19 protein-coding genes and 1 tRNA gene are annotated in these 19,734 nt (G+C 71.1%); 13 read left to right on the top strand and 7 right to left on the bottom strand.

All coding sequences use genetic code 11. The annotated features are described in order from the left end of the window. Positions 1-21 precede the first annotated feature (21 nt). The 5 genes from ABZZ20_RS22230 to ABZZ20_RS22210 are packed head-to-tail and all read left to right on the top strand — an operon-like array spanning position 22 to position 5,002. Positions 22-1,047, top strand: coding sequence for an amidohydrolase family protein (locus ABZZ20_RS22230; RefSeq protein ID WP_356872085.1), 1,026 nt, complete (start codon positions 22-24; stop codon positions 1,045-1,047). 32 nt (positions 1,048-1,079) lie between these two features. Further along, on the top strand, positions 1,080-1,769 hold the full coding sequence (ligK, locus tag ABZZ20_RS22225) for a 4-carboxy-4-hydroxy-2-oxoadipate aldolase/oxaloacetate decarboxylase (RefSeq protein WP_356872083.1): 690 nt from the start codon (positions 1,080-1,082) through the stop codon (positions 1,767-1,769). 5 nt (positions 1,770-1,774) lie between these two features. Beyond that, entirely contained in the window at positions 1,775-2,692 is a 918-nt protein-coding gene (locus ABZZ20_RS22220) for an amidohydrolase family protein (RefSeq protein WP_356872149.1), read from the top strand. 23 nt (positions 2,693-2,715) lie between these two features. After that, positions 2,716-4,026 (top strand): protocatechuate 4,5-dioxygenase subunit alpha, encoded by a 1,311-nt coding sequence (ligA, locus tag ABZZ20_RS22215; RefSeq protein WP_356872081.1) that lies wholly within the window; start codon positions 2,716-2,718, stop codon positions 4,024-4,026. Between the two features lies 1 nt (position 4,027). Next, complete coding sequence (locus tag ABZZ20_RS22210) at positions 4,028-5,002, top strand: Gfo/Idh/MocA family oxidoreductase (RefSeq protein WP_356872079.1); 975 nt, start codon at positions 4,028-4,030, stop codon at positions 5,000-5,002. 98 nt (positions 5,003-5,100) lie between these two features. Here ABZZ20_RS22210 and ABZZ20_RS22205 read toward each other — a convergent pair whose 3' ends face one another. From ABZZ20_RS22205 to ABZZ20_RS22190, 4 genes are all read right to left on the bottom strand, one after another. Then, a complete protein-coding gene (locus tag ABZZ20_RS22205) occupies positions 5,101-5,562 on the bottom strand; it encodes a MaoC family dehydratase (protein ID WP_356872077.1) in 462 nt (153 codons plus the stop codon). A 68-nt stretch (positions 5,563-5,630) separates the two neighbouring features. Continuing rightward, positions 5,631-7,196, bottom strand: a complete 1,566-nt coding sequence (locus tag ABZZ20_RS22200) for a long-chain fatty acid--CoA ligase (RefSeq protein WP_356872075.1) — start codon at positions 7,194-7,196, stop codon at positions 5,631-5,633. Between the two features lie 11 nt (positions 7,197-7,207). Beyond that, positions 7,208-8,107 carry an amidohydrolase family protein gene (locus ABZZ20_RS22195; protein ID WP_356872073.1) on the bottom strand — a complete coding sequence of 300 codons (900 nt, stop codon included), beginning with the start codon at positions 8,105-8,107 and terminating at the stop codon, positions 7,208-7,210. Between the two features lies 1 nt (position 8,108). Beyond that, a complete protein-coding gene (locus ABZZ20_RS22190; protein WP_356872071.1) occupies positions 8,109-9,020 on the bottom strand; it encodes an SDR family NAD(P)-dependent oxidoreductase in 912 nt (303 codons plus the stop codon). 157 nt (positions 9,021-9,177) lie between these two features. On the opposite strand from ABZZ20_RS22190, the gene ABZZ20_RS22185 reads away from it, so the two are divergent. Beyond that, positions 9,178-9,591: a MarR family transcriptional regulator gene (locus ABZZ20_RS22185; RefSeq protein WP_356872069.1), complete on the top strand. Its 414-nt coding sequence runs from the start codon at positions 9,178-9,180 to the stop codon at positions 9,589-9,591. Between the two features lie 28 nt (positions 9,592-9,619). Here the strand turns inward: ABZZ20_RS22185 and ABZZ20_RS22180 are convergent, their stop codons facing one another. After that, complete coding sequence (locus ABZZ20_RS22180) at positions 9,620-10,330, bottom strand: TetR/AcrR family transcriptional regulator (RefSeq protein ID WP_356872067.1); 711 nt, start codon at positions 10,328-10,330, stop codon at positions 9,620-9,622. Positions 10,331-10,423: 93 nt separating this feature from the next. Between ABZZ20_RS22180 and ABZZ20_RS22175 the strand changes: the two genes are divergently transcribed. Beyond that, positions 10,424-12,058 (top strand): amidohydrolase, encoded by a 1,635-nt coding sequence (locus ABZZ20_RS22175; RefSeq protein ID WP_356872065.1) that lies wholly within the window; start codon positions 10,424-10,426, stop codon positions 12,056-12,058. Here the strand turns inward: ABZZ20_RS22175 and ABZZ20_RS22170 are convergent. Continuing rightward, complete coding sequence (locus ABZZ20_RS22170) at positions 12,025-13,116, bottom strand: LacI family DNA-binding transcriptional regulator (RefSeq protein ID WP_356872063.1); 1,092 nt, start codon at positions 13,114-13,116, stop codon at positions 12,025-12,027. The genes ABZZ20_RS22175 and ABZZ20_RS22170 overlap by 34 nt on opposite strands. 131 nt (positions 13,117-13,247) lie before the next feature. Here ABZZ20_RS22170 and ABZZ20_RS22165 point away from each other — a divergent pair, with 131 nt between their 5' ends. Genes ABZZ20_RS22165 through ABZZ20_RS22145 form a run of 5 tightly spaced genes read left to right on the top strand, consistent with a single transcriptional unit; the run spans position 13,248 to position 18,535 of the window. Beyond that, the gene (locus ABZZ20_RS22165) at positions 13,248-14,882 is read left to right on the top strand and encodes an ABC transporter substrate-binding protein (RefSeq protein ID WP_356872061.1); all 1,635 of its coding nucleotides are present in this window, start codon (positions 13,248-13,250) and stop codon (positions 14,880-14,882) included. Continuing rightward, positions 14,879-15,832, top strand: a complete 954-nt coding sequence (locus tag ABZZ20_RS22160) for an ABC transporter permease (protein WP_356872059.1) — start codon at positions 14,879-14,881, stop codon at positions 15,830-15,832. Before ABZZ20_RS22165 ends, ABZZ20_RS22160 begins: the two co-directional genes overlap by 4 nt. After that, positions 15,829-16,707 (top strand): ABC transporter permease, encoded by an 879-nt coding sequence (locus ABZZ20_RS22155; protein WP_356872058.1) that lies wholly within the window; start codon positions 15,829-15,831, stop codon positions 16,705-16,707. Before ABZZ20_RS22160 ends, ABZZ20_RS22155 begins: the two co-directional genes overlap by 4 nt. Positions 16,708-16,733: 26 nt before the next feature. Next, entirely contained in the window at positions 16,734-17,732 is a 999-nt protein-coding gene (locus ABZZ20_RS22150) for an ABC transporter ATP-binding protein (protein ID WP_356872147.1), read from the top strand. Continuing rightward, positions 17,729-18,535: an ATP-binding cassette domain-containing protein gene (locus tag ABZZ20_RS22145; RefSeq protein ID WP_356872056.1), complete on the top strand. Its 807-nt coding sequence runs from the start codon at positions 17,729-17,731 to the stop codon at positions 18,533-18,535. Before ABZZ20_RS22150 ends, ABZZ20_RS22145 begins: the two co-directional genes overlap by 4 nt. Before the next feature lie 267 nt (positions 18,536-18,802). Here ABZZ20_RS22145 and ABZZ20_RS22140 read toward each other — a convergent pair. Continuing rightward, positions 18,803-18,876: transfer RNA gene (locus ABZZ20_RS22140), tRNA-Pro, on the bottom strand. A gap of 147 nt (positions 18,877-19,023) precedes the next feature. Between ABZZ20_RS22140 and ABZZ20_RS22135 the strand changes: the two genes are divergently transcribed. Then, positions 19,024-19,725 carry a transketolase gene (locus ABZZ20_RS22135; RefSeq protein ID WP_356872054.1) on the top strand — a complete coding sequence of 234 codons (702 nt, stop codon included), beginning with the start codon at positions 19,024-19,026 and terminating at the stop codon, positions 19,723-19,725. Positions 19,726-19,734 lie beyond the last annotated feature (9 nt).

Below are 19,734 nucleotides of genomic sequence, written 5' to 3'. Positions count from 1 at the left end.
CGACGACTCCCAGGAGACCTCATGATCATCGACTGTCACGGGCACTTCACCACGGCTCCGCCCCAGCTGGCGCGGTGGCGGAACCGGCAGGTGGCGGCAGTCGGCTCCCCCGCGGAGGCCCCCGACCCCGACGACTTGGTCATCACGGACGACGACCTGCGGGAGGCGATCGAGGGCAACCAGCTGCACCTCATGGACGAGCGCGGCAGCGACCTGACGGTCTTCTCCCCGCGGGCCAGCTTCATGGCCCACCACATCGGCGACTTCCGGGTTTCCTCGACGTGGGCGCGGATCTGCAACGACCTCGTCCACCGCGTCAGCACGCTCTATCCCGACCGCTTCGCGATGGGCGCGATGCTGCCGCAGTCCCCCGGCGTCGACCCGTCGACCTGCCTGCCGGAACTGCGCCGCGCGGTCGAGGAGCTCGGGGCGGTTACCGTCAACCTCAACCCGGATCCGTCGGGCGGCAAGTGGACCGCACCGCCTCTGACGGACCGCAGCTGGTACCCGCTCTACGAGGCGATGGCCGAGTACGACATCCCCGCGATGCTCCACGTCAGCACCTCGTGCAACCCCGCCTTCCACACCACCGGCGCGCACTACCTCAACGCGGACACCACGGCGTTCATGCAGCTCGTCCAGGGCGACCTGTTCTCCGACTTCCCGACCCTCCGGTTCGTCATCCCGCACGGCGGCGGCGCCGTCCCGTACCACTGGGGACGATTCCGCGGCCTGGCGATGGCGCTCGGCAGGCCGGACCCGGAAGCGCTGTTCGACAACGTCTTCTTCGACACCTGCGTCTACCACCAGGCCGGCATCGACCTGCTGACCCGAGTGATCCCCAGCCGGTCCGTCCTCTTCGCCAGCGAGATGATCGGCGCGGTCCGCGACATCGACCCGCGCACCGGTCACCACTTCGACGACACGAAGCGGTATGTCGACGCCACCCCGCACCTCTCGGACGAGGAGCGCGCCGCCGTCTACTCCGGCAACGCCCTGCGCGTCTACCCCCGACTCGCCGCCCGGCTCACCTCCGCCGGCCACTGACCCACTGACCCACTGACCCAGGAGAAGGACACATGGAACACACCCGGCTCGGTGTCGTCCAGACTGCGATCACCCGCGCCGACCCGCAGGACGTCGCCGCACTGTCGCAGTTCGGCGTCGCGACCATCCACGAGGCGATGGGCCGGGTCGGCCTGATGCGCCCCTACCTGCGCCCGATCTACCCGAAGGCCCAGATGTGCGGCACGGCCGTGACCGTGCTGCTCCAGCCCGGCGACAACTGGATGCTGCACGTCGCCGCCGAGCAGGTCCAGGACGGGGACGTGGTGGTGGCGGCCTGCACGACGGAGTCCGAGGACGGCTTCTTCGGCGAGCTGCTCGCCACCTCCTTCCGCGCACGCGGCTGCCGCGGGCTCGTCATCGACGGCGGCGTCCGGGACACAGCCGACCTGGAGAACATGGATTTCCCCGTCTTCTCCCGGGCGATCAATGCCAAGGGCACGGTCAAGGCCACCCTCGGCTCGGTCAACGTCCCGGTCGTCTGCGCCAACGCCCTCGTCCGGCCCGGCGATGTCGTCGTGGCGGACCGCGACGGCGTCGTGGTGGTGCCGCGCGAGCGGGCCACCGAGGTCGCCGAGGCGGCGGCGCGGCGGGAGGCCAACGAGGAGAGCAAGCGCGCCCAGTTCCGCGTGGGCGAGCTCGGCCTGGACCTGTACGGCATGCGCGGCCCGCTGGCCGAGCTCGGGCTGCGCTACGAGGACTGACGATGATGACGAGCTTCGAGAGGACTCCCGGCTGGCTGGACTGGTACGCCGATCCGAGCCGCCCTCGCTTCCGGATCCCCGAGGGTGCCGTCGACGCGCACTGCCACGTCTTCGGGCCGGGCGTCGAGTTCCCGTACGCGCCGGAGCGGAAGTACACCCCCTGCGACGCGTCGAAGGACCAGCTCTTCGCGCTCCGCGACCACCTGGGTTTCGCCCGGAACATCGTGGTCCAGGCGACCTGCCATGGCGCCGACAACCGCGCGATGGTCGACGCGCTGCGGGCTTCGAAAGGCATGGCCCGGGGCGTGGCGACGGTACGGCCCGACGTCTCCGATGAGGAGCTGCGCGAGCTGCACGAGGCGGGGGTGCGCGGCGTGAGGTTCAACTTCGTCAAGCGGCTCGTCGACACAGCCCCGCGACAGGACCTCATGGACGTCGTCGGGCGGATCGCACCGTACGGGTGGCACGTCGTCGTCTACTTCGAGGCCGCCGACCTCGCCGGCCTGCGCGACTTCTTCCTGTCCGTACCAGTGCCGCTGGTCATCGACCACATGGGCCGGCCGGACACCTCCAAGGACCCGGACGGCGCCGAGTTCGAGACGTTCCTCGACTTCATGCGGGCCCGGCCCGACATCTGGTGCAAGGTCACCTGCCCGGAGCGGCTGACGCTGAGCGGCCCACCGGCCCTCGACGGCGAGCATGAGGCGTACCGCGATGTCGTCCCGTTTGCCCGGCGCGTGGTCGGGGAGTTCCCCGACCGGGTGTTGTGGGGCACGGACTGGCCTCACCCGAACCTCGTCTCCCACATGCCCGACGACGGTCTGCTCGTCGACTTCATCCCGCACATCGCACCGGCGCCGGACCTGCAGCAGAGGCTCCTCGTCGAGAACCCCATGCGCCTGTACTGGCCGGACGCCGGCTGACCCGCCCACGACCGGAGGCCACCATGTCACTGGACAAAACCTACAAGTTGGTGCCGGGCACCACGATCTTCGACACCGAACAGTCCGCCAAGGGCTACCACCTCAACCAGTTCTGCATGTCGCTGATGACGGCGGAGAACCGCGCCCTGTACCTCGCCGGCGAGCGCACCTACCTGGATGCGTGGCCGCTGCGGGAGGAACAGAAGCGAGCGCTGCTCGACCGCGACCTCAACGCCGCCGTGGACGAGGGCGGAAACATCTACTTCCTCGCCAAGTGGGGTGCCACGCTGGGGCTTTCGTTCCAGCAGATGGCGGGTTCGATGACCGGTATGACCGAGGCGGAGTACCGCGCCATGATGGTCGGCGGCGGCCGCTCCGTCGAGGGCAACCGCATCGACCACGCCGTCCTGGAGGCGGCGCACGCCGACCAGGCACCCCCCGCCGAGCACGCCACCGTCACCGGCGCGGTCTTCACTTCTCATGTGCCGGCCATCGGCGCGGCGATGGACCACGGCAAGACCGAAGAGCCGTATTGGAAGCCGGTCTTCGAGGGGTACGAGTTCTCCAAGGAGTGGGAGCGGGAAAACCTGCCCGATGTGATCTTCCTGGTCTACAACGACCATGCGTCCGCGTTCGACCTGACGTTGATCCCGACGTTCGTACTCGGCACCGGCGCGGCCTACGCCACCGCCGATGAGGGGTACGGGCCCCGCCCCGTCCCCGGCATCGAGGGCGACCCCGACCTGGCCGCGCACATCGCGCACTCGCTCGTCAGGGACGACTTCGACCTCACGCTCGCCAACGAGATGAGCGTCGACCACGGCCTGACCGTCCCGCTGTCGCTGATGTTCGGGGACGTCGAGAAGTGGCCGTGCAAGGTCATCCCATTCCACGTCAACGTGGTGCAGTACCCCGTGCCCTCGGGCGCCCGGTGCTTCCGGCTCGGTCAGGCGCTGCGCAAGGCGATCGAGTCGTACGACAGACCGCTGAAGGTCCAGGTCTGGGGCACCGGCGGCATGAGCCACCAGCTCCAGGGCCCGCGCGCCGGTCTGATCAACCAGGAGTGGGACAACGCCTTCCTCGACCGGCTGATCGCCGACCCGGCCGGCCTGGCACAGGTCCCGCACCTGGAGTACGTCGAGGAAGCCGGCTCGGAGGGCATCGAGCTGGTCATGTGGCTGATCGCCCGCGGGGCGATGAGCGACGTGGACGGGTCCGGACGGGTCGACGTCAAACACCGCTTTTACCATGTGCCGGCGTCCAACACGGCCGTCGGCCATCTGATCCTCGACAACCACCCCCGGGCTCAGGAGCCCGCCGAAGGAGTGAACTGACATGACCGACGATCGAGCCCTCAGGATCGCCCTGGCCGGCGGCGGCGCCTTCGGCGCCAAGCACGCGGCCGCGCTCCGGCGCATCGAGGGTGTCGAGGTGACCGCCGTCGTGAGCAGCAGCCTCGAACGCGCGCAGAAGTTCGCCGCGGAGCAGGGTGTGGGCCGCGCCGTCGCCTCCCTGGACGAGGTGCTGGCGATGGACGACATCGACGCTGTCATCCTCGCCACCCCCACGCAGCTGCACGCCGCGCAGACGCTGGCCTGCCTCGAAGCGGGCAAGCACGTCCAGGTCGAGATCCCGCTCGCCGACTCGCTCGCGGACGCCGAGGCGTGCCTGGCGGCGCAGCAGCGCACGGGGCTCGTCGCGATGGTGGGCCACACCCGCCGCTTCAACCCCAGCCACCAGTGGGCACGCCGGCGGATCGAGGCGGGCGAGTTCGCCGTCCAGCAGATGGACGTGCAAACGTACTTCTTCCGCCGGAAGAACCTCAACGCGCTCGGCGAGCCGCGCTCCTGGACCGACCACCTGCTGTGGCACCACGCCGCGCACACCGTCGATCTCTTCGCGTACCAGACCGGCTCGCCGGTCGTGCAGGCCAACGCCGTCCAAGGCCCCATCCACCCCGGGCTGGGCATCGCGATGGACATGTCGATCCAGCTGCGCGCGGCGAACGGTGCCATCTGCACCCTGTCGCTGTCGTTCAACAACGACGGTCCGCTCGGTACGTTCTTCCGCTACATCGGCGACACCGGAACCTACCTCGCCCGCTACGACGACCTCGTCACCGGCAAGGACGAGCCGATCGACGTCAGCCGCGTCGACGTGTCGATGGACGGCATCGAGCTCCAGGACCGCGAGTTCGTCGCCGCCATCCTTGAGGGCCGCGAACCGAACTCCTCCATCGCCCAGGTCATGCCCTGCTACCGGACGCTGGCGGCCCTGGAGGAGCAGCTCAACGCCGCCTCGGCCTCGTAACCCGGGAAGGGGCCGGTCACACCACGAGAACGAGCTCACCGTGCCGGCCACCACGTACAAGTGGTGGCCGGCACGGTGAGCTCGTTCTCGTGGTGCGGTCAGGCGTAGTGGCGGTAGACGGCCTCGGCGACGCAGGCCGGCTTGTCACTGCCCTCGACCTCGACGGTGAAGGTGACCGGCATCTGCACGCCGTTGCCCTTGACCTCCTCCACCGTGCCGACGACGCCGTGGAGACGGATCCTCGCGCCGACGCGGACGGGGCTGGGGAACCGGACCTTGTCCAGGCCGTAGTTGACGCTCATCTTGGTTCCGGTGATGCCGAGCAGCTCGCCGAAGAGCGGGATGATCAGGGAGAGAGTGAGGTAGCCGTGGGCGATGGGGCCGCCGAAGGGCCCGTCCGCGGCCTTCTCCGGGTCCGTGTGGATCCACTGGTGGTCGTCGGTGGCGTCGGCGAAGGTGTTCACCCGGTCCTGGGTGATCTCCAGCCACTCGGTGCGGCCGAGGTCGGCTCCGCTGAGGGAGGTGAGTGCGTCGAGACCGTCGGCGATGGCGATGGGCATGCGGAAACCTTTCGATGGGGCGGGCGACGCTGAACGCGCCCTGGGCGAACGTCTTGCGCGAAGGCCGGTCACGGTTGGGGGAGTTCGGCGGGACCGGTCGTGAAGGTGTCGCGGACGGCGGACTTGACGATCTTGCCGGAGGCCGTACGGGGCAGGCCGCCCGTGAGGACGACCGACTTCGGGATCTTGTACTTGGCGAGCCTGCCCCGCAGGTGGCCGAGGAGGTCTTCCTCGCCGGCGCCGGCGCGGGCCCCGGGCTTGAGGACGACGACGGCCCGGCCGACCTCGCCCCAGACCGGGTCGGGGATGCCGATGACCGCGCATTCGGCGACGGCGGGGTGGTCGAGGAGTGCGTCCTCGACCTCGGCCGGGTAGACGTTCTCTCCGCCGGAGACATACATGTCCTTGACCCGGTCGACGAGGTAGGCGTAGCCGTCGGCGTCCGTCCGGGCGATGTCGCCGGTGCGCAGCCAGTCGCCGTCGGTGAAGGCGGCCGCGGTGTCCTCGGGCCGGTTCCAGTAGCCGGTCATGACGTGGGGGCCCTGGACGAGGACCTCGCCGCGTTCGCCGGGTGCGGTGTCGCTGCCGTCGGGCCGGACGATGCGGGTGTCGGTGAAGAAGTGCGGGACGCCCGCGGAGCCGGCCTTGGCGGCCGCCTGCTCCCGGTCGAGGAAGAGGACGCCGGGGGACGCCTCGGTCATGCCGTAGCCCTGGCTGAAGGCGAGGCCGCGGTCGATGTACGCGGCTATGGTGCGGGCCGGGACCGGTGCGCCGCCGCAGTTGAGGGTGCGCAGGCTGGAGAGGTCGGTGCTCGCCCAGCGCGGCCGGGCGGCCATGGCGTCGTACATCGTCGGGACGCCGAACAGGTACGTGACGCGCCGGCGTTCGACGGTGTCGAGGACCAGGTCGGCGTCGAAGGCCGAGAGCAGAACCACCAGGCCGCCCTTGAGGAAGGTGGGCAGGCAGGTCATGTTGAGGGCGCCGGTGTGGAACAGCGGGGCCACCACCAAGGTGACCTCGTCAGCGGTGAGATCGGTGTCGACGAGGACGTTGACGCTGTTCCAGACGATGTTGCCGTGGGAGAGGACTGCTCCCTTGGGACGACCCGTGGTCCCGGAGGTGTACATGATCATGCACGGGTCCTCGGGGCGCACGGCCACGTCCACGGACTCCGTGGCGCCGGTCAGCAACTCCTCGTACTCGAGGGCGTCGTCGCCGGGCTCGTCGCCTCCGTCGCCTCCTTCGAGTGCGATGCGGTGGCGCACCCCGGCCTCGACGGCGGCGGCCCGGGCGGCCCCGGCCTGCTCGGGGGCGTGGACGAGGACGACGCTGCCCGAGTCGGAGAGGTTGTACGCAAGCTCCGCGGCGGCCAGGCGGGTGTTGAGCGGGACGAAGACCGCGCCGAGCGCTCCGGCGGCGAACAGCGTCTCCAGGAAGGCCGGGTGGTTGGGGCCCAGGTAGGCGATCCGGTCGCCGCTCGCCACACCCAGGGCGCGCAGGCCGTGGGCGAGCCGCAGGACGCGCTGGTGGAGCTCCCGGTAGGTCAGGGTGCGGTCCCCGTGGACGACGGCGGTCCGGTCGGGTGTCTTGCGGGCCCGGCGCGCCGGCCAGGAGCCGATGCCTTGGTTCAGCACGAGCGTTTCCTTCAGTCGGTGGACAGGCCGAGCAGACGGGCGGCATTCTCCTTGAGGATCTTCGGGCGGACCTCGGGCTTGATATCGAGCCCGGCGAAGTCGGCGAGCCACCGGTCGGGGGTGATGACCGGATAGTCGGAGCCGAACAGGACCTTGTCCTTGAGCAGGGTGTTGGCGTACCGCACGAGCTGCGGCGGGAAGTACTTGGGCGACCAGCCGGACAGGTCGATGTAGACGTGCGGCTTGTGGGTGGCGACCGCGAGCGCCTCGTCCTGCCAGGGGAAGGACGGGTGTGCGAGGACGATCCTCAGCTCGGGGAAGTCGACGGCGACGTCGTCGACGGCCATCGGGTTCGAGTACTTCAGCCGGATGCCGCCGCCGCCCGGAACGCCGGCGCCGATCCCGGTCTGGCCGGTGTGGAAGAGGGCCGGTACGCCGAGTTCCTCGATGGCCTCGTACAGCGGGTAGGCGAGGCGGTCGTCCGGGGAGAAGGCCTGGATGCTGGGGTGGAACTTGAAACCGCGCACCCCGTACGCCTCCACCAGGCGCCGGGCCTCGCGGACCCCCGCGCGGCCCTTGTGCGGGTCGACGCTGGCGAACGGAATCAGGACGTCGGCGTGGGCGGCGCAGCTCTCGGCGATCTCCTCGTTGGAAATCCGCGGGTGGCCGGTGGCGTGCTCGGCGTCGACCGTGAAGACGACAGCCGCCATGCGGCGTTCGCGGTAGTGCGCGGCCATCTCGTCGATGGTGGGCTGCCGGTGGCCGTGGGCCTTGAAGTGGGCCTCGGACGCGCCCAACAGCTCGGGGCTGAGGGCCCCGTGGCCGTCCTTGGAGACCTCCGCGTGGGTGTGCACGTCGATGGCGGTCAGCGCGTCGAGGTCGAGTGCGCGTTCGTGGATGCGGTCGGCCATCTCACGCCTCCGGGGCCTGGGGCGCGGGAATGCCGTAGGTCTCGGGGTCGGCGCCCACGCCGCCCGGCCACGCGGCGGCGATGGCGTCGCCGCTCCAGCCTCCGTCGGCGAACGCGACCGCCTTCTCCTTCGGGTGCGCCCACAGCGCCAGCCGGTCGCCACCGATGCCGATGGCCTGCCCGGTCACCGCGCCGGAGGCGTCCGAGGCCAGGAAGGTGATCAGGCCGGCGACGTCCTCGACGCTGCCGAGGCCCTCGCCCTTGCGCAGCCAGTCCGGCAGCGGCTCGCCGCTGCGCTCGGACTCCTCGATGACCGGGGCGAACGCCGGGATGGTCCTGGTCATCTCGGTCGCGGCGACGGGGACGACGGCGTTGACGGTGATGCCGGCACGGCCCAGTTCCATGGCCCAGGTGCGGGCCATGGCGACGATGCCGGCCTTGGCGGCGGCGTAGTTGGTCTGGCCGAAGTTGCCGCGCTGGCCGGCGGGCGAGGAGATCAGGACGAGCCGGCCGCCGGCGCCCTGCTCGCGCATGCGGACGGCGGCGGCGCGTGCGCAGGTGAACGTGCCGCGCAGGTGGACGCGGACGACGTCGTCGAAGTCCTCGTCGGTCATCTTCCACAGCACGCGGTCGCGCAGGATGCCGGCGTTGGTGACGAGTACGTCCAAGCGCCCGAACTCCTCGGCCGCCGCGTCCACGAGCCGCTGGGCCGCCTCGCTGTCGCCCACGGCCGCGACGACGCCGGTCGCCGCGCCTCCCCGGGACGTGATCGAGGCGACGGCGGCATCCACCGTGTCCTTGTCGACATCGTTGACGACGACGGCGGCACCCGCGGCGGCGAGGGCCTGAGCGTATGCCAGCCCGAGGCCGCGTCCGCTGCCGGTGACGACGGCGACCTTGCCCTGAAGATCCATGAGAGGTGCCTCTCGAAAGGGGGTGGGAGAAGGAATGCCGAAAGCGCCGGCACGAGCCGAGATCGACAGGAATCCTGATGAACACAGTCTGGACAATCAGCAGGATTCCTGTCAATGACCTAGGATGTGGATGCGCCGTCACGACGGAAGGATGAACGTGAGCACTTCACTGCTCTACCTGATCAAGAGAACGGAACTGGTGGTACGCGCCAGGCTGGAGGAGCTGCTCAAGCCCGCCGGGGTCACGGCACTGCAGTACACCGCCCTGACGGTGCTGGAGCGGCACGACGGCATCTCCGCGGCGCAGCTCGCCCGCGACTCCTTCGTCACCGCCCAGTCGATGGCCGACATGGTCCGCGCACTGGAGAGCCGCGGCCTGATCCGCCGCGAGCCCAACCCGGCCAACCGCCGCGAACGCCTCATTCTGCTCGCCGACCCCGGGCGGCGACTGCTCGCCGAGTACGCCGGGCCGGCACGCCGCATCGAGAAACGCATGACCGCCGGCCTGAGCCCCGAGGAGACCCACGCGTTCCGCCTGGCACTGAACGAGGCCTGGCGGGCCCTGTCCTGACGAGGCACACGCGCGGGGCGGACACGTCTCAGGCCTCGGTCGCCGCCGGGCGGAGCGCCGCCAGCGCGCTGAGCGTCAGTTCCAGGGCGAAAGGGTAGCCGCTGTCCCGCATGTCGGCGGCCAGCAGCGGAAAGACCGCGGCGATGTGCGGGTGGGTGTCGACCGACAGCCTGCCGTAGACCGAGTTCCAGACCGCCTCGTCCGCCTCCCGGGCGGCCTTCGGCAGCGCGAGCGCGGCGGCGTCCTGGGCGGCGAACGCCAGGGCCTGGTCGACGAACGCGTGGTAGGCGCGGACGGCTAGGGGGTCCGGGAAGCCCGCCGAGCGGAGGATGCCGAGGATGCGCTCGACGGCCCGGCTCTCGTGGGGGCGTCCCGTGGTGCGGTACGCGCCGAGGACGGCGGCCTGCGGGTGGGAGAGGTAGCAGGCGTGGATCCGCAGGCCCATCGACCGCAGGTCCTCCCGCCAGTCTCCGGTTGCCTGCCAGCCCTCCTGCGCCCTGCCGATCAGTTCGTCCGCGAGGGCCAGGAGGAGGGCGTCGGTGTTGCGGAAGTAGCGGTAGAGCGCGGTCGGGTCGGCGCCGAGCGCGGCGCCCAGTCTCCGTACGGAGAGCGCTTCGGCGCCGTGCTGGGCTACCAGCCGCAGCGCCGTCTCGACGATGAGCTGCTCCGAGAGGACGGCGCCCTGCTTGGTGGGCCTGCGGCGCCGGCGTCCGCCTTCGGGGATGACACGTTCGGACATGGCCGGGACCTTACGTCAACACCATTGACGTGTAAACGGCCTTGCCGGTTCCATGGCGCCCACCCCCGTCGCCTCACGCTCTGGAGCTTTCGAATGGCCAAGGCCGATCTGGTCTTCACCCGCGGCCCCGTCTTCACGGTGGACCCGGCCCGCACCCGCGCGACCTCGCTCGCCGTCATCGGCGACAGGATCACGGCCGTCGGCCACGACGAGGTACGGGAACTCGTGGGGCCCGGCACCGAAGTGGTCGACCTGACGGGGAAGCTGCTGCTCCCCGGCTTCCAGGACGCCCACGTGCACCCGGCTTTCGCCGGGGTGGAACTGGCCGAGTGCGATCTGAGCGAGACCGTCGGCGTGGACGACTACCTGGCTCTGGTCCGCGCGTACGCGGACGCGCACCCCGACCGCGAGTGGATCACCGGTGGCGGCTGGTCGATGGAGAGCTTCGAGGGTGGACTGCCGACCCGGCAACTGCTCGACTCCGTCGTCCCGGACCGCCCGGTCCTCCTGTCCAACCGGGACCACCACGGCGCCTGGGCCAACACCCGGGCGCTCGAACTCGCCGGGGTCACGGCCGCCACTCCCGATCCCGCCGACGGCCGCATCGAGCGCGAGCCGGACGGCACTCCCAGCGGCATGCTCCAGGAGGGTGCCACCTCGCTGGTCGGCCGGCTGCTGCCGACGAGCACGCCGGCGGAACTCCTCGCCGGGCTGCTCCGGGCCCAGAAGCTGCTCCACTCCCTCGGCATCACGGGCTGGCAGGACGCCATGCTCGGTGACCTCAACGGCCGGCCCGACCCCTCGGACGCGTACATGACCGCCGCGGGGGACGGCTCGCTCACCGCCCGCGTGACCGGAGCGCTCTGGTGGGACCGGGCACGGGGCGCCGAGCAGATCCCCGAACTGGTGGCCCGCCGCGAGAAGCTGCGGGCCGGACGGTTCCGCGCCACCTCGGTGAAGATCATGCAGGACGGTGTCGCAGAGAACTTCACCGCTGCCATGACCTCCCCCTATCTGGACGGCTGCGGCTGCGCCACCGCCAACAGTGGTCTGAGTTTCGTCGAGCCCGGGGCGCTGCGCGGATACGTGACGGAGCTCGACGCCCTCGGCTTCCAGGTGCACTTCCACGCCCTCGGCGACCGGGCCGTGCGCGAGGCCCTGGACGCGATCGAGTCGGCGGTGGCGGCCAACGGACACCGCGGCAACCGGCACCACCTCGCCCATCTCCAGGTCGTCCACCCCGAGGACCTCTCCCGCTTCGCCTCGCTCGGCGCCCTGGCCAACATCCAGCCCCTGTGGGCGGCCCACGAGCCCCAGATGGATGACCTGACCATCCCGTTCCTGGGTCCGGAGCGTGCCGCCTGGCAGTACCCGTTCGGCGACCTGGTGCGCGCGGGCGCGACCCTCGCCGCGGGCAGCGACTGGCCTGTGAGCAGCCCTGATCCGCTGGCGGGCCTTCACGTGGCCGTGAACCGCCGGGATCCCGAGGCCGACCACGACCGGGGCTTCTACCCCGAGCAGCGGCTCGACCTGCCGACCGCGCTGGCTGCCTACACAGCCGGGGCCGCCCATGTGAACGGTCACGACGACGCGGGCAGCCTGCGGGTCGGCAACCTCGCGGACCTTGTCGTCCTGGACCGCGACATCCTCACGGCGCCTGCGGAGGAGATCGCGGAGGCCCGGGTGGAGCGGACCTATGTCGGCGGCCGGCTCGTGTACTCGGGCTGAGCTGACCGAACCGATGACGCCCGAACGTCGAGGCGGGTCGGGACGAGCACCCCCGCCGTCTCCCGGTCGCCGTGTTCCAGGACCGCTACGAGTATGTCGATGCCCGCCTCCGCGATCGCCTCGGGCCGCAGGCTCAGGGTGGTCACGGGCGGCTCGGTGTGCTCCGCGGTGACGTCCTCGCTCACACAGACGAGGAGCAGGTCGCCGGGGACCTCGTAGCCGAGCCGGCGTGCCGCGTCCAGGACGAGGGGCGGACTCGCCTCGGCCACGACGAGGAGGGCGTCGGGCCGCGCCGAACCGGCCGCCGGGTCACCCGCGAGGGCGGTCTCGACGGCGCGGACGACGGGACCGTTGCCCAGCCCCTCGACGCGTACCACCCGTTCCGGCATGTCGTGGGCGGCGCACCACTCCCGGTGTGCGGCGAACACCTCGATGTGGAAACGGGTGGTGCTGTCCGGCACCACGAGGACGGGCCGTCGAGCGCCCTGCTCCCGCAGGTGGTCGAGGGCCCCGCGCACGGCGCCGCCCGCGTCCACGTCCACCCAGTACGCCCCGGGCCGTCCCTCGACGGAGCGGTCGCTGAACACGGGGATGCGGGCGGCGAGGAGGTCCTCGACGACCGGGTCGTCGGCGACCGGGTCTGCGACGACCACCGCGTCGAGCGACAGATCGGCCCACTCGCTCTGCAGGGACCCGGCGGGCAGCAGCACCATGGCGTAGCCGCGTCGCAGCGATGTCGCCGCGGTGGCCCCGGTCAGCCGGGCGAAGTACGGCGACTCCAGGAAGGTCCAGGGGGCGTCGGCGAACTCCCCGACCACGTATCCGATCAATCTGGCCCGTCCCGCACGCAGCCGGCGCGCGGTGGCATTGGGCCGGTAGCCCATTCTGCGCGCGGTCTCGCGGGCTCTCTCCCGGACTTCGGGAGAGAGCCTTCCGGTGCCGTTCAGTGCCGCCGAGACGGTCGTCTTGGACAGGCCCGCCTCGCGGGCCACGTCGACGAGGCGGACGCGTGGGAGGGGCGGCGAGGGCTGCCCTCCCTGCGGTGAGGCTTCGGTCATGCGACTGATGCTGCCACCCTCGCGACCTTTGCAAAACCGTTCCCGCACGGCCTTGTGCGGGAACGTTCCCGCATCAATACTCGCTCCATCCCACAGCGCCCGTCACTACACCCGTAAAGGGGTGGGTCTGCATGCGCATGTCCCGAAACATGGCGTTTCTCCTTTGCGCCGCCGCTCTCGCGGCCACCACCAGTGCCTGTTCCGGCGCCACCACGCCCAAGACCGCCGGCGGCACCGACTACAAGGTCACTCCGCTCTCGCCGGCCGCCCAGGGCCCGCTGGACTCCTTCACCTGGTCCCTGTACGCCGAGCCCTACACGCTCGACTACGCCCTCGCGTACGACTACCCGCCGAACACCGTGCTCGCCAACGTGTGCGAGCAACTCATGCGGGTCACGCCCGACATGAAGATCGAGCCCGGCCTCGCGGTGAAGTACGACCGCCCCGACCCGCTCACGCTGGTCTACACCCTGCGCCCCGGGGTGAAGTTCCACGACGGCACGACCATGACGGCCGACGACGTGGTCGCCTCCCTCCAGCGCCAGATGGCCCCGGAGACCGGCTCCCCCTGGGCGTCGGCGTTCAAGAACGTCCGCGCCGTCGAGAAGACCGGACCGCTGGAGGTGACGCTCCGGCTCACCAAGCCGGACGTCCTGCTCCACGAGCTGATGGCCGCCTCCCCCGGCACCATCGAGAGCGCCGCCACCCTCGCCAAGGCCGGCAAGGACTACGGCACCCCCGCGGGCAAGGTCAACTGCACCGGTCCGTACGCCCTCGACACCTGGTCCCAGGGCACCGAGATCACCCTGAAGAGGCACGACGCCTACTGGGACCCCCAGCTCGCACCCAAGTCCACCGCCGTGAAGTTCACCTTCATCGAGGACCCGGCGGCCCGCACCAACGCCTTCCTCTCCGGCACCGCCGACGGCGGATACATGGTGGCCCCCGCCACGATCGGACAGCTGCGTTCCAGCGGCAAGGGCAGCGTCCTCTTCGGCCCCAACACCGCCGCGTCGAACCTCGCCGTACTCGACTTCGGCGGGCCGCTCGGCGACGTGAAGGTGCGCGAGGCCCTCTCCCTGGCGCTCGACCGGAAGAACATCATCAAGGCCGCGGCCGGCGGCATCGGCGTCCCCGCCAAGGCCCCCGCCGCGCGCGGCGCGTGGGCGCTGGCCCCGGAGAAGACCGCCGCGCTCTACGACACCCTGCCCGATCCCGGTTACGACATCGACGCCGCGAAGAAGCTCGTCCAGGAGTCCGGTGCCGCCGACCGCAAGATCACCCTGGTCACCAGCACGCTCGCCCCCGAGATCAGCGTCGTCGCCAACGCCGTGCAGGCCGCCGGCCGGGAGATCGGCCTCGACGTCGAGCTGAAGTCGGTGCCCCCTGAGGCGTACAGCAGCATCTTCGTCGACCCCACCGCACGCGCCGGCCTGGACCTGGTCATCACCAACGGGTACGACAACACTCCGGACCCGCTGGAGTTCTACCAGTACCTGCGCACCGGCGACTTCGGGAACTACGGCAACTGGTCGAACGCCGAGTTCGACGCCGCCTTCGACCGGGCCAACGCCGAACCCGACGCGGGCAAACGCGCGGAGCTGACCGCCGAACTCCAGAAGATCGCGATGCGCGAACTGCCGGTCATCCCCGTCTATGAAGCGCCCTACGTGCTCTTCCTCGGCAAGCGCGCGACCGGCGCCCCGACCGGGATCGCCCAGCTGTACTACCCGTGGGCCGCTACGATCGGGGCCGCGGCGAAATGACGCGCTACCTCGTCGGACGCGTCCTCGGCCTGGTGGCGGTGCTGTTCGTGACCTCCCTCGTGGTCTTCGGCAGCATCCACCTGGCCCCCGGCGACCCGGTGTCCTTCCTGCTCCACGGGCGCCCCGCGACCCCCGAGGCCGTGGCGGCCCTGCGCGCCCATTACCACCTGGACGACCCGCTGACCGTGCAGTACGCAAAGTGGCTCGGCGGCGTCCTTCAGGGCGACTTCGGCAGCTCGGCCCAATTCCACCAGGACGTCTCCGCGCTCATCGGATCCCGGCTGCCCGGCACTGCCCTGCTCGTGGGGTACGCGGCGCTGCTCGTCGCCCTCATCGGCATGGCGGCAGGTGTCCTCGCCGCGCTGCGGCCCGGGCCGCTGGACCGCGCGGTGCTCCTCGGCAGCGGCCTCGCCACGGCCACGCCGTCCTTCGTGACCGCGATCGCGCTGGTGTCCCTGTTCTCAGTCCGTCTGGGCTGGTTCCCCGGCCCCGGCGGCACACCCGTCGGATTCTCCGAAAGCCTGTACCACCTGACCCTGCCGGCCATCGCCCTGGCGCTGACCTTCGCGGGGCTGCTCGCCCGGGTGACCCGGTCGGCGATGCTCGACGAACTCGGCCGGGAACACGTCGAGGTGGCACGCGCCCGCGGCGTCCCGGGGCGGACCGTGGTCCGTCGGCACGTCCTGCGCAACGCGCTCGGCCCGGTCGTCACCGTCGGTGGCACGATGCTCGCCGGACTCCTCATCAGCACCTCGATCGTCGAGACCGCCTTCGACGTGCCCGGCCTCGGCTCGCTGCTCGTACAGTCGGTCACCGCCAAGGACTTCGCCGTCGTGCAGGCGATCACCCTCCTGAGTGTGGGCGCCTTCGTCCTCGTCAACCTCGCGGTCGACCTGCTCGTACCCCTCATCGACCCCCGGCTGTCGCTCCACGGGGAAGGCTCCTCATGACCACCACCGCACCTCCGGAGCCCGCCGTCCTGCGCCGCAGGCCCGGGCTACGCCCCCTGCGCCTCTTCGCCCAGGGGCCGTTGTTCACCGCTTCGGTCGTGGTGCTCGCCGCTCTCGTCCTGATCGCCGTGCTCGCCCCCGTCCTCGCGCCGTACGACCCCGAGGCCCTCGACCTCTCGGCGAGCCTGGCCGGGACCACCGGCGAGCACCTCCTCGGCACCGACCAGTCCGGGCGGGACATCCTGTCGAGGCTGATGTACGGGGCCCTCACCGGGCTGCTCGGCCCGCTGCTCGTCGTCGGCATCTCCACCCTGGCCGGCACCCTGCTCGGCGTGGTGGCGGCCTGGCGCGGCGGTTGGGCGGACTCGGTCCTGTCCCGCTCGATGGACATGGTCTTCGCTATCCCCGGACTCCTGCTCGCCATCCTGCTCGTCTCCGTCGTCGGCCCGGGGATGACCGCGCCCGTCATCGCGATGGCGGTGGCCTACACCCCGTACGTGGGCCGCCTGGTCCGCGGCATCGCGCGCCAGGAGAAGGCCCGCCCGTACATCGAGTCCTACCAGGTGCAGGGCTGGTCCGGCTGGAACGTCTGCCTGCGCCACCTGCTGCCCAACATCGCCCCCACCGTCTTCGCCCAGTCCGCGATGAACTTCGGGTACGCGCTGATGGACCTGGCGGCGCTCTCCTACCTCGGCTTCGGCGTGCAGCCGCCGACCGCCGACTGGGGCGCCATGATCAACGAGGGCCAGTCGGCCGTCCAGCAAGGGGCGATGCTGCCCGCCCTCGCACCCTCCGCGTGCATCGTGCTCGCCGTGGTGGCGTTCGGCATCGTCGGCGAGGGCCTCGCCGACCGGATCGCGAGGCGGAAGCGGTGAACCGCGTGAAGGAACAGCGGGAAGAGATGGACTCAACTCCGGTTCCGGCCGGCGGCAGGGGTCCGGTCCTGGAGATCGACGGGCTCGGGGTCCGGCTGACCGGCGACCGGGCCGCGCGGCCGATCCTGGACGGAGTCGGCCTGCGGGTACGGCCCGGCGAGAGCGTCGGCCTCGTCGGCGAGTCGGGCTCCGGGAAGTCCGTCGCATGCCGCAGCGTCCTCGGGCTGCTGCCCGCCGGCGCACGCGCCAGCGGCGAGGTCCGGGTCGCCGGCCGGGACGTACTCACCATGAGCCGCGCGGAGCTGACCGAGCTTCGGGCCCGGCAGGTCGCGATGGTCTTCCAGGACCCGCGTGCCTCCGTGAACCCGCTGCGCCGCGTCGGCGACTTCCTCACCGAAGGGCTGCGCGCGGCCGGGACCCCGGCCGCCACGGCGACCATGCGGGCCCTTGAACTCCTTGACGCGGTCGGTATCCGAGACCCGCGCGGCGCCCTGCGCCGCCGTCCGCACGAGTTCTCCGGCGGCATGCTCCAACGGGTGGTCATCGCCGCCGCGCTCGCGGCCGAACCCGCGCTGATCGTCGCCGACGAGCCGACCACCGCCCTGGACGTCACGACCCAGGCGGAGATCGTCGAACTCCTCACCCGGCTGCGGACCGAGCGCGGCACTGGCCTGCTCTTCGTCACCCACGACCTCGAACTGGCCGCCACCGTCTGTGACCGGGTGTACGTGATGTACGCGGGCCGGATCGTGGAGACGCGCGGTACCGACGAGCTGTTCGCCCGCCCGCGGCACCCGTACACCGCAGGGCTGCTCGCCTGCACGCCGAGCATCGAAGCGGGTGCGCCCGCTCCCCGTCCCGTCCCCGGGCGTCCCGTCTCCCTGGCCGAGGCGCCGCCGGGCTGCGCCTTCGCCGCGCGCTGCGCCCACGCGGTACCGCGCTGCTCCGAGGAGAAGCCCGCACTCACCCGGCATGGCGACGGACTCGCCGCCTGCCACCGCGCCGACGAAGGGATCACGCTGTGACCGCCTCAGTGAAAGAGGAACCGGTCGTCGAGAGACTGGTCGTCGAGGGTCTGCGGAAGCGGTACGGGGACCACACGGCGGTCGACGGCGTGTCGTTCTCCCTGGCGCCCGGGGCCTGCCTCGCGATCGTCGGTGAGTCGGGCAGCGGCAAGACGACCACGGTGCGGATGCTCGTCGGCCTGGAGCGCCCGGACGGCGGGACCGTCCGCCTGGACGGCCGGGACCGCTCCACGCGGCCCCGGCGGCGGGCGGAACGGCTGGCCAGGGCCCGGGAGATCCAGATGGTCTTCCAGGATCCGTACCTCTCGCTCGATCCCCGGGTGACCGTCTCCGGATGCCTGGACGAGGTGCTGCGCCTCCACACGGCTCTCGACGCCCCGGGCCGCGGCGCCCGGGCCGCCCAACTCCTGGACCAGGTCGGCCTCGGCACACGCGAGGCGTCCGCCCTCCCCCGTGACCTCTCCGGCGGCCAGCGACAGCGCGTGGCGATCGCCCGCGCCCTTGCCGTGGAGCCCCGGGTCCTCGTCCTCGACGAGGCCGTCGCCGCGCTCGACGTGTCGATCCAGGCACAGATACTCGAACTCCTCGGTCAGATCCGCAGCGCATCGGGAATCGGCTACCTGTTCGTCACGCACGACTTGGCGGTGGTCCGGCACATCGCCGACGAGGTCCTCGTGCTCAAGTCCGGTCACGTCGTGGAGACGGGCCCGGCCTCGCGGGTCCTGGAGGCTCCGCAACACCCGTACACCCGGCTCCTCCTGGACTCGGTGCCCCGGCGCGGGCGGTCGCCTCGTCGAGCATGACCACGCGGGGATGGGCGAGGAGCACCCGGGCGATGGCCGGGCGCCTGCGCTCCCCGGACCGATCACGAAGACGGTGAGGACGATGGCGATGACCTGGGCCACCTGCACCCACTTCTACGACGCCATCTGGGCAGGCAGCGCGCCTTGACCGGGTCAAGGTGCTCTTCGGATCAGTCAAGTGCGCTGGTCCCCAGCTGGTCCCCGAAAACGATCAAGGGGCCGTTTTGGATTGCTCCAAAACGGCCCCTGACCTGCGACTCTTTCGAGTCGGGACGACAGGATTTGAACCTGCGACCCCTTGACCCCCAGTCAAGTGCGCTACCAAGCTGCGCCACGTCCCGATGCCCGCTGACCTGGGGTTTCCCCTGGTTGAACGCGCAGGAGAACAATACCGCACTTCGCGGGGTGGCCGCGCACCCGTTCCCCCGGCCGGGTCGCACGGCGGAGGCACTTGACCTCAACCAGGCTTGAGGTTGCACGATCGGTGCATGACACAGGCAACTACGGACACGGGGTTCCGCTACGAGGACCTGGGCCAGCTCATGGGGCTCATGACCGGGGCCGAGAAGCACGGGCCCGCCGCCACTTCCACCCTCGACGTGCTGTGGGTGCTCTACGACCGGGTGCTGCGCGTGGAGCCGGCGACCGCCGCGGACCACGGGCGGGACCGGTTCCTGCTGTCCAAGGGGCACGGGCCGATGGCGTACTACGCCGTGCTGGCCGCCAAGGGGTTCTTCCCGGTGGACTGGCTGAGCGGCTTCGGCTCGTACGAGTCGCCCCTCGGGCACCATCCGGACCGCACCCTGGTCCCGGGTGTGGAGATCGGCAGCGGCTCGCTCGGGCACGGTCTGCCGCTCGCCGTCGGCGGTGCGCTCGGGCTGCGGGCCCAGGGGCTGGACGAACCGGCGGTGTGGGTGTTGATCGGGGACGCCGAGCTCGACGAGGGCAGCAACCACGAGGCCCTCGCTTACGCCGGTTCGGTCGGGCTGGAACGGCTTCACACCGTGGTGATCGACAACGATTCCGCCACCCACGGTTGGAGCGGCGGGATCGCCTCCCGCTTCGAGGCCGCCGGCTGGTCGGCGGTGACCGTGGACGGCAGGGACCACGCGGCACTGCACGCCGCCTTCACCGCACCGCACCCGGGCCGGCCGCACGCCGTCGTCGCCCGCGTCGAGAAGAAGCAGTAGAAGAAGCCG

This window comes from Streptomyces sp. NPDC006430 (assembly GCF_040612395.1).
Lineage (GTDB): Bacteria > Actinomycetota > Actinomycetes > Streptomycetales > Streptomycetaceae > Streptomyces.
This window is presented reverse-complemented; position numbering and strand designations above follow the sequence as displayed.

What these genes read in the sequence shown, in the direction of transcription:
- ABZZ20_RS22230 (WP_356872085.1), top strand. Translation starts at nt 22, where the DNA reads ATGATCATCGACTGTCACGGGCACTTCACCACGGCTCCGCCCCAGCTG.
- ligK (WP_356872083.1), top strand. Translation starts at nt 1,080, where the DNA reads ATGGAACACACCCGGCTCGGTGTCGTCCAGACTGCGATCACCCGCGCC.
- ABZZ20_RS22220 (WP_356872149.1), top strand. Translation starts at nt 1,775, where the DNA reads ATGACGAGCTTCGAGAGGACTCCCGGCTGGCTGGACTGGTACGCCGAT.
- ligA (WP_356872081.1), top strand. Translation starts at nt 2,716, where the DNA reads ATGTCACTGGACAAAACCTACAAGTTGGTGCCGGGCACCACGATCTTC.
- ABZZ20_RS22210 (WP_356872079.1), top strand. Translation starts at nt 4,028, where the DNA reads ATGACCGACGATCGAGCCCTCAGGATCGCCCTGGCCGGCGGCGGCGCC.
- ABZZ20_RS22205 (WP_356872077.1), bottom strand. Translation starts at nt 5,562, where the DNA reads ATGCCCATCGCCATCGCCGACGGTCTCGACGCACTCACCTCCCTCAGC.
- ABZZ20_RS22195 (WP_356872073.1), bottom strand. Translation starts at nt 8,107, where the DNA reads ATGGCCGACCGCATCCACGAACGCGCACTCGACCTCGACGCGCTGACC.
- ABZZ20_RS22190 (WP_356872071.1), bottom strand. Translation starts at nt 9,020, where the DNA reads ATGGATCTTCAGGGCAAGGTCGCCGTCGTCACCGGCAGCGGACGCGGC.
- ABZZ20_RS22180 (WP_356872067.1), bottom strand. Translation starts at nt 10,330, where the DNA reads ATGTCCGAACGTGTCATCCCCGAAGGCGGACGCCGGCGCCGCAGGCCC.
- ABZZ20_RS22175 (WP_356872065.1), top strand. Translation starts at nt 10,424, where the DNA reads ATGGCCAAGGCCGATCTGGTCTTCACCCGCGGCCCCGTCTTCACGGTG.
- ABZZ20_RS22170 (WP_356872063.1), bottom strand. Translation starts at nt 13,116, where the DNA reads ATGACCGAAGCCTCACCGCAGGGAGGGCAGCCCTCGCCGCCCCTCCCA.
- ABZZ20_RS22165 (WP_356872061.1), top strand. Translation starts at nt 13,248, where the DNA reads ATGCGCATGTCCCGAAACATGGCGTTTCTCCTTTGCGCCGCCGCTCTC.
- ABZZ20_RS22160 (WP_356872059.1), top strand. Translation starts at nt 14,879, where the DNA reads ATGACGCGCTACCTCGTCGGACGCGTCCTCGGCCTGGTGGCGGTGCTG.
- ABZZ20_RS22155 (WP_356872058.1), top strand. Translation starts at nt 15,829, where the DNA reads ATGACCACCACCGCACCTCCGGAGCCCGCCGTCCTGCGCCGCAGGCCC.
- ABZZ20_RS22150 (WP_356872147.1), top strand. Translation starts at nt 16,734, where the DNA reads ATGGACTCAACTCCGGTTCCGGCCGGCGGCAGGGGTCCGGTCCTGGAG.
- ABZZ20_RS22135 (WP_356872054.1), top strand. Translation starts at nt 19,024, where the DNA reads ATGACACAGGCAACTACGGACACGGGGTTCCGCTACGAGGACCTGGGC.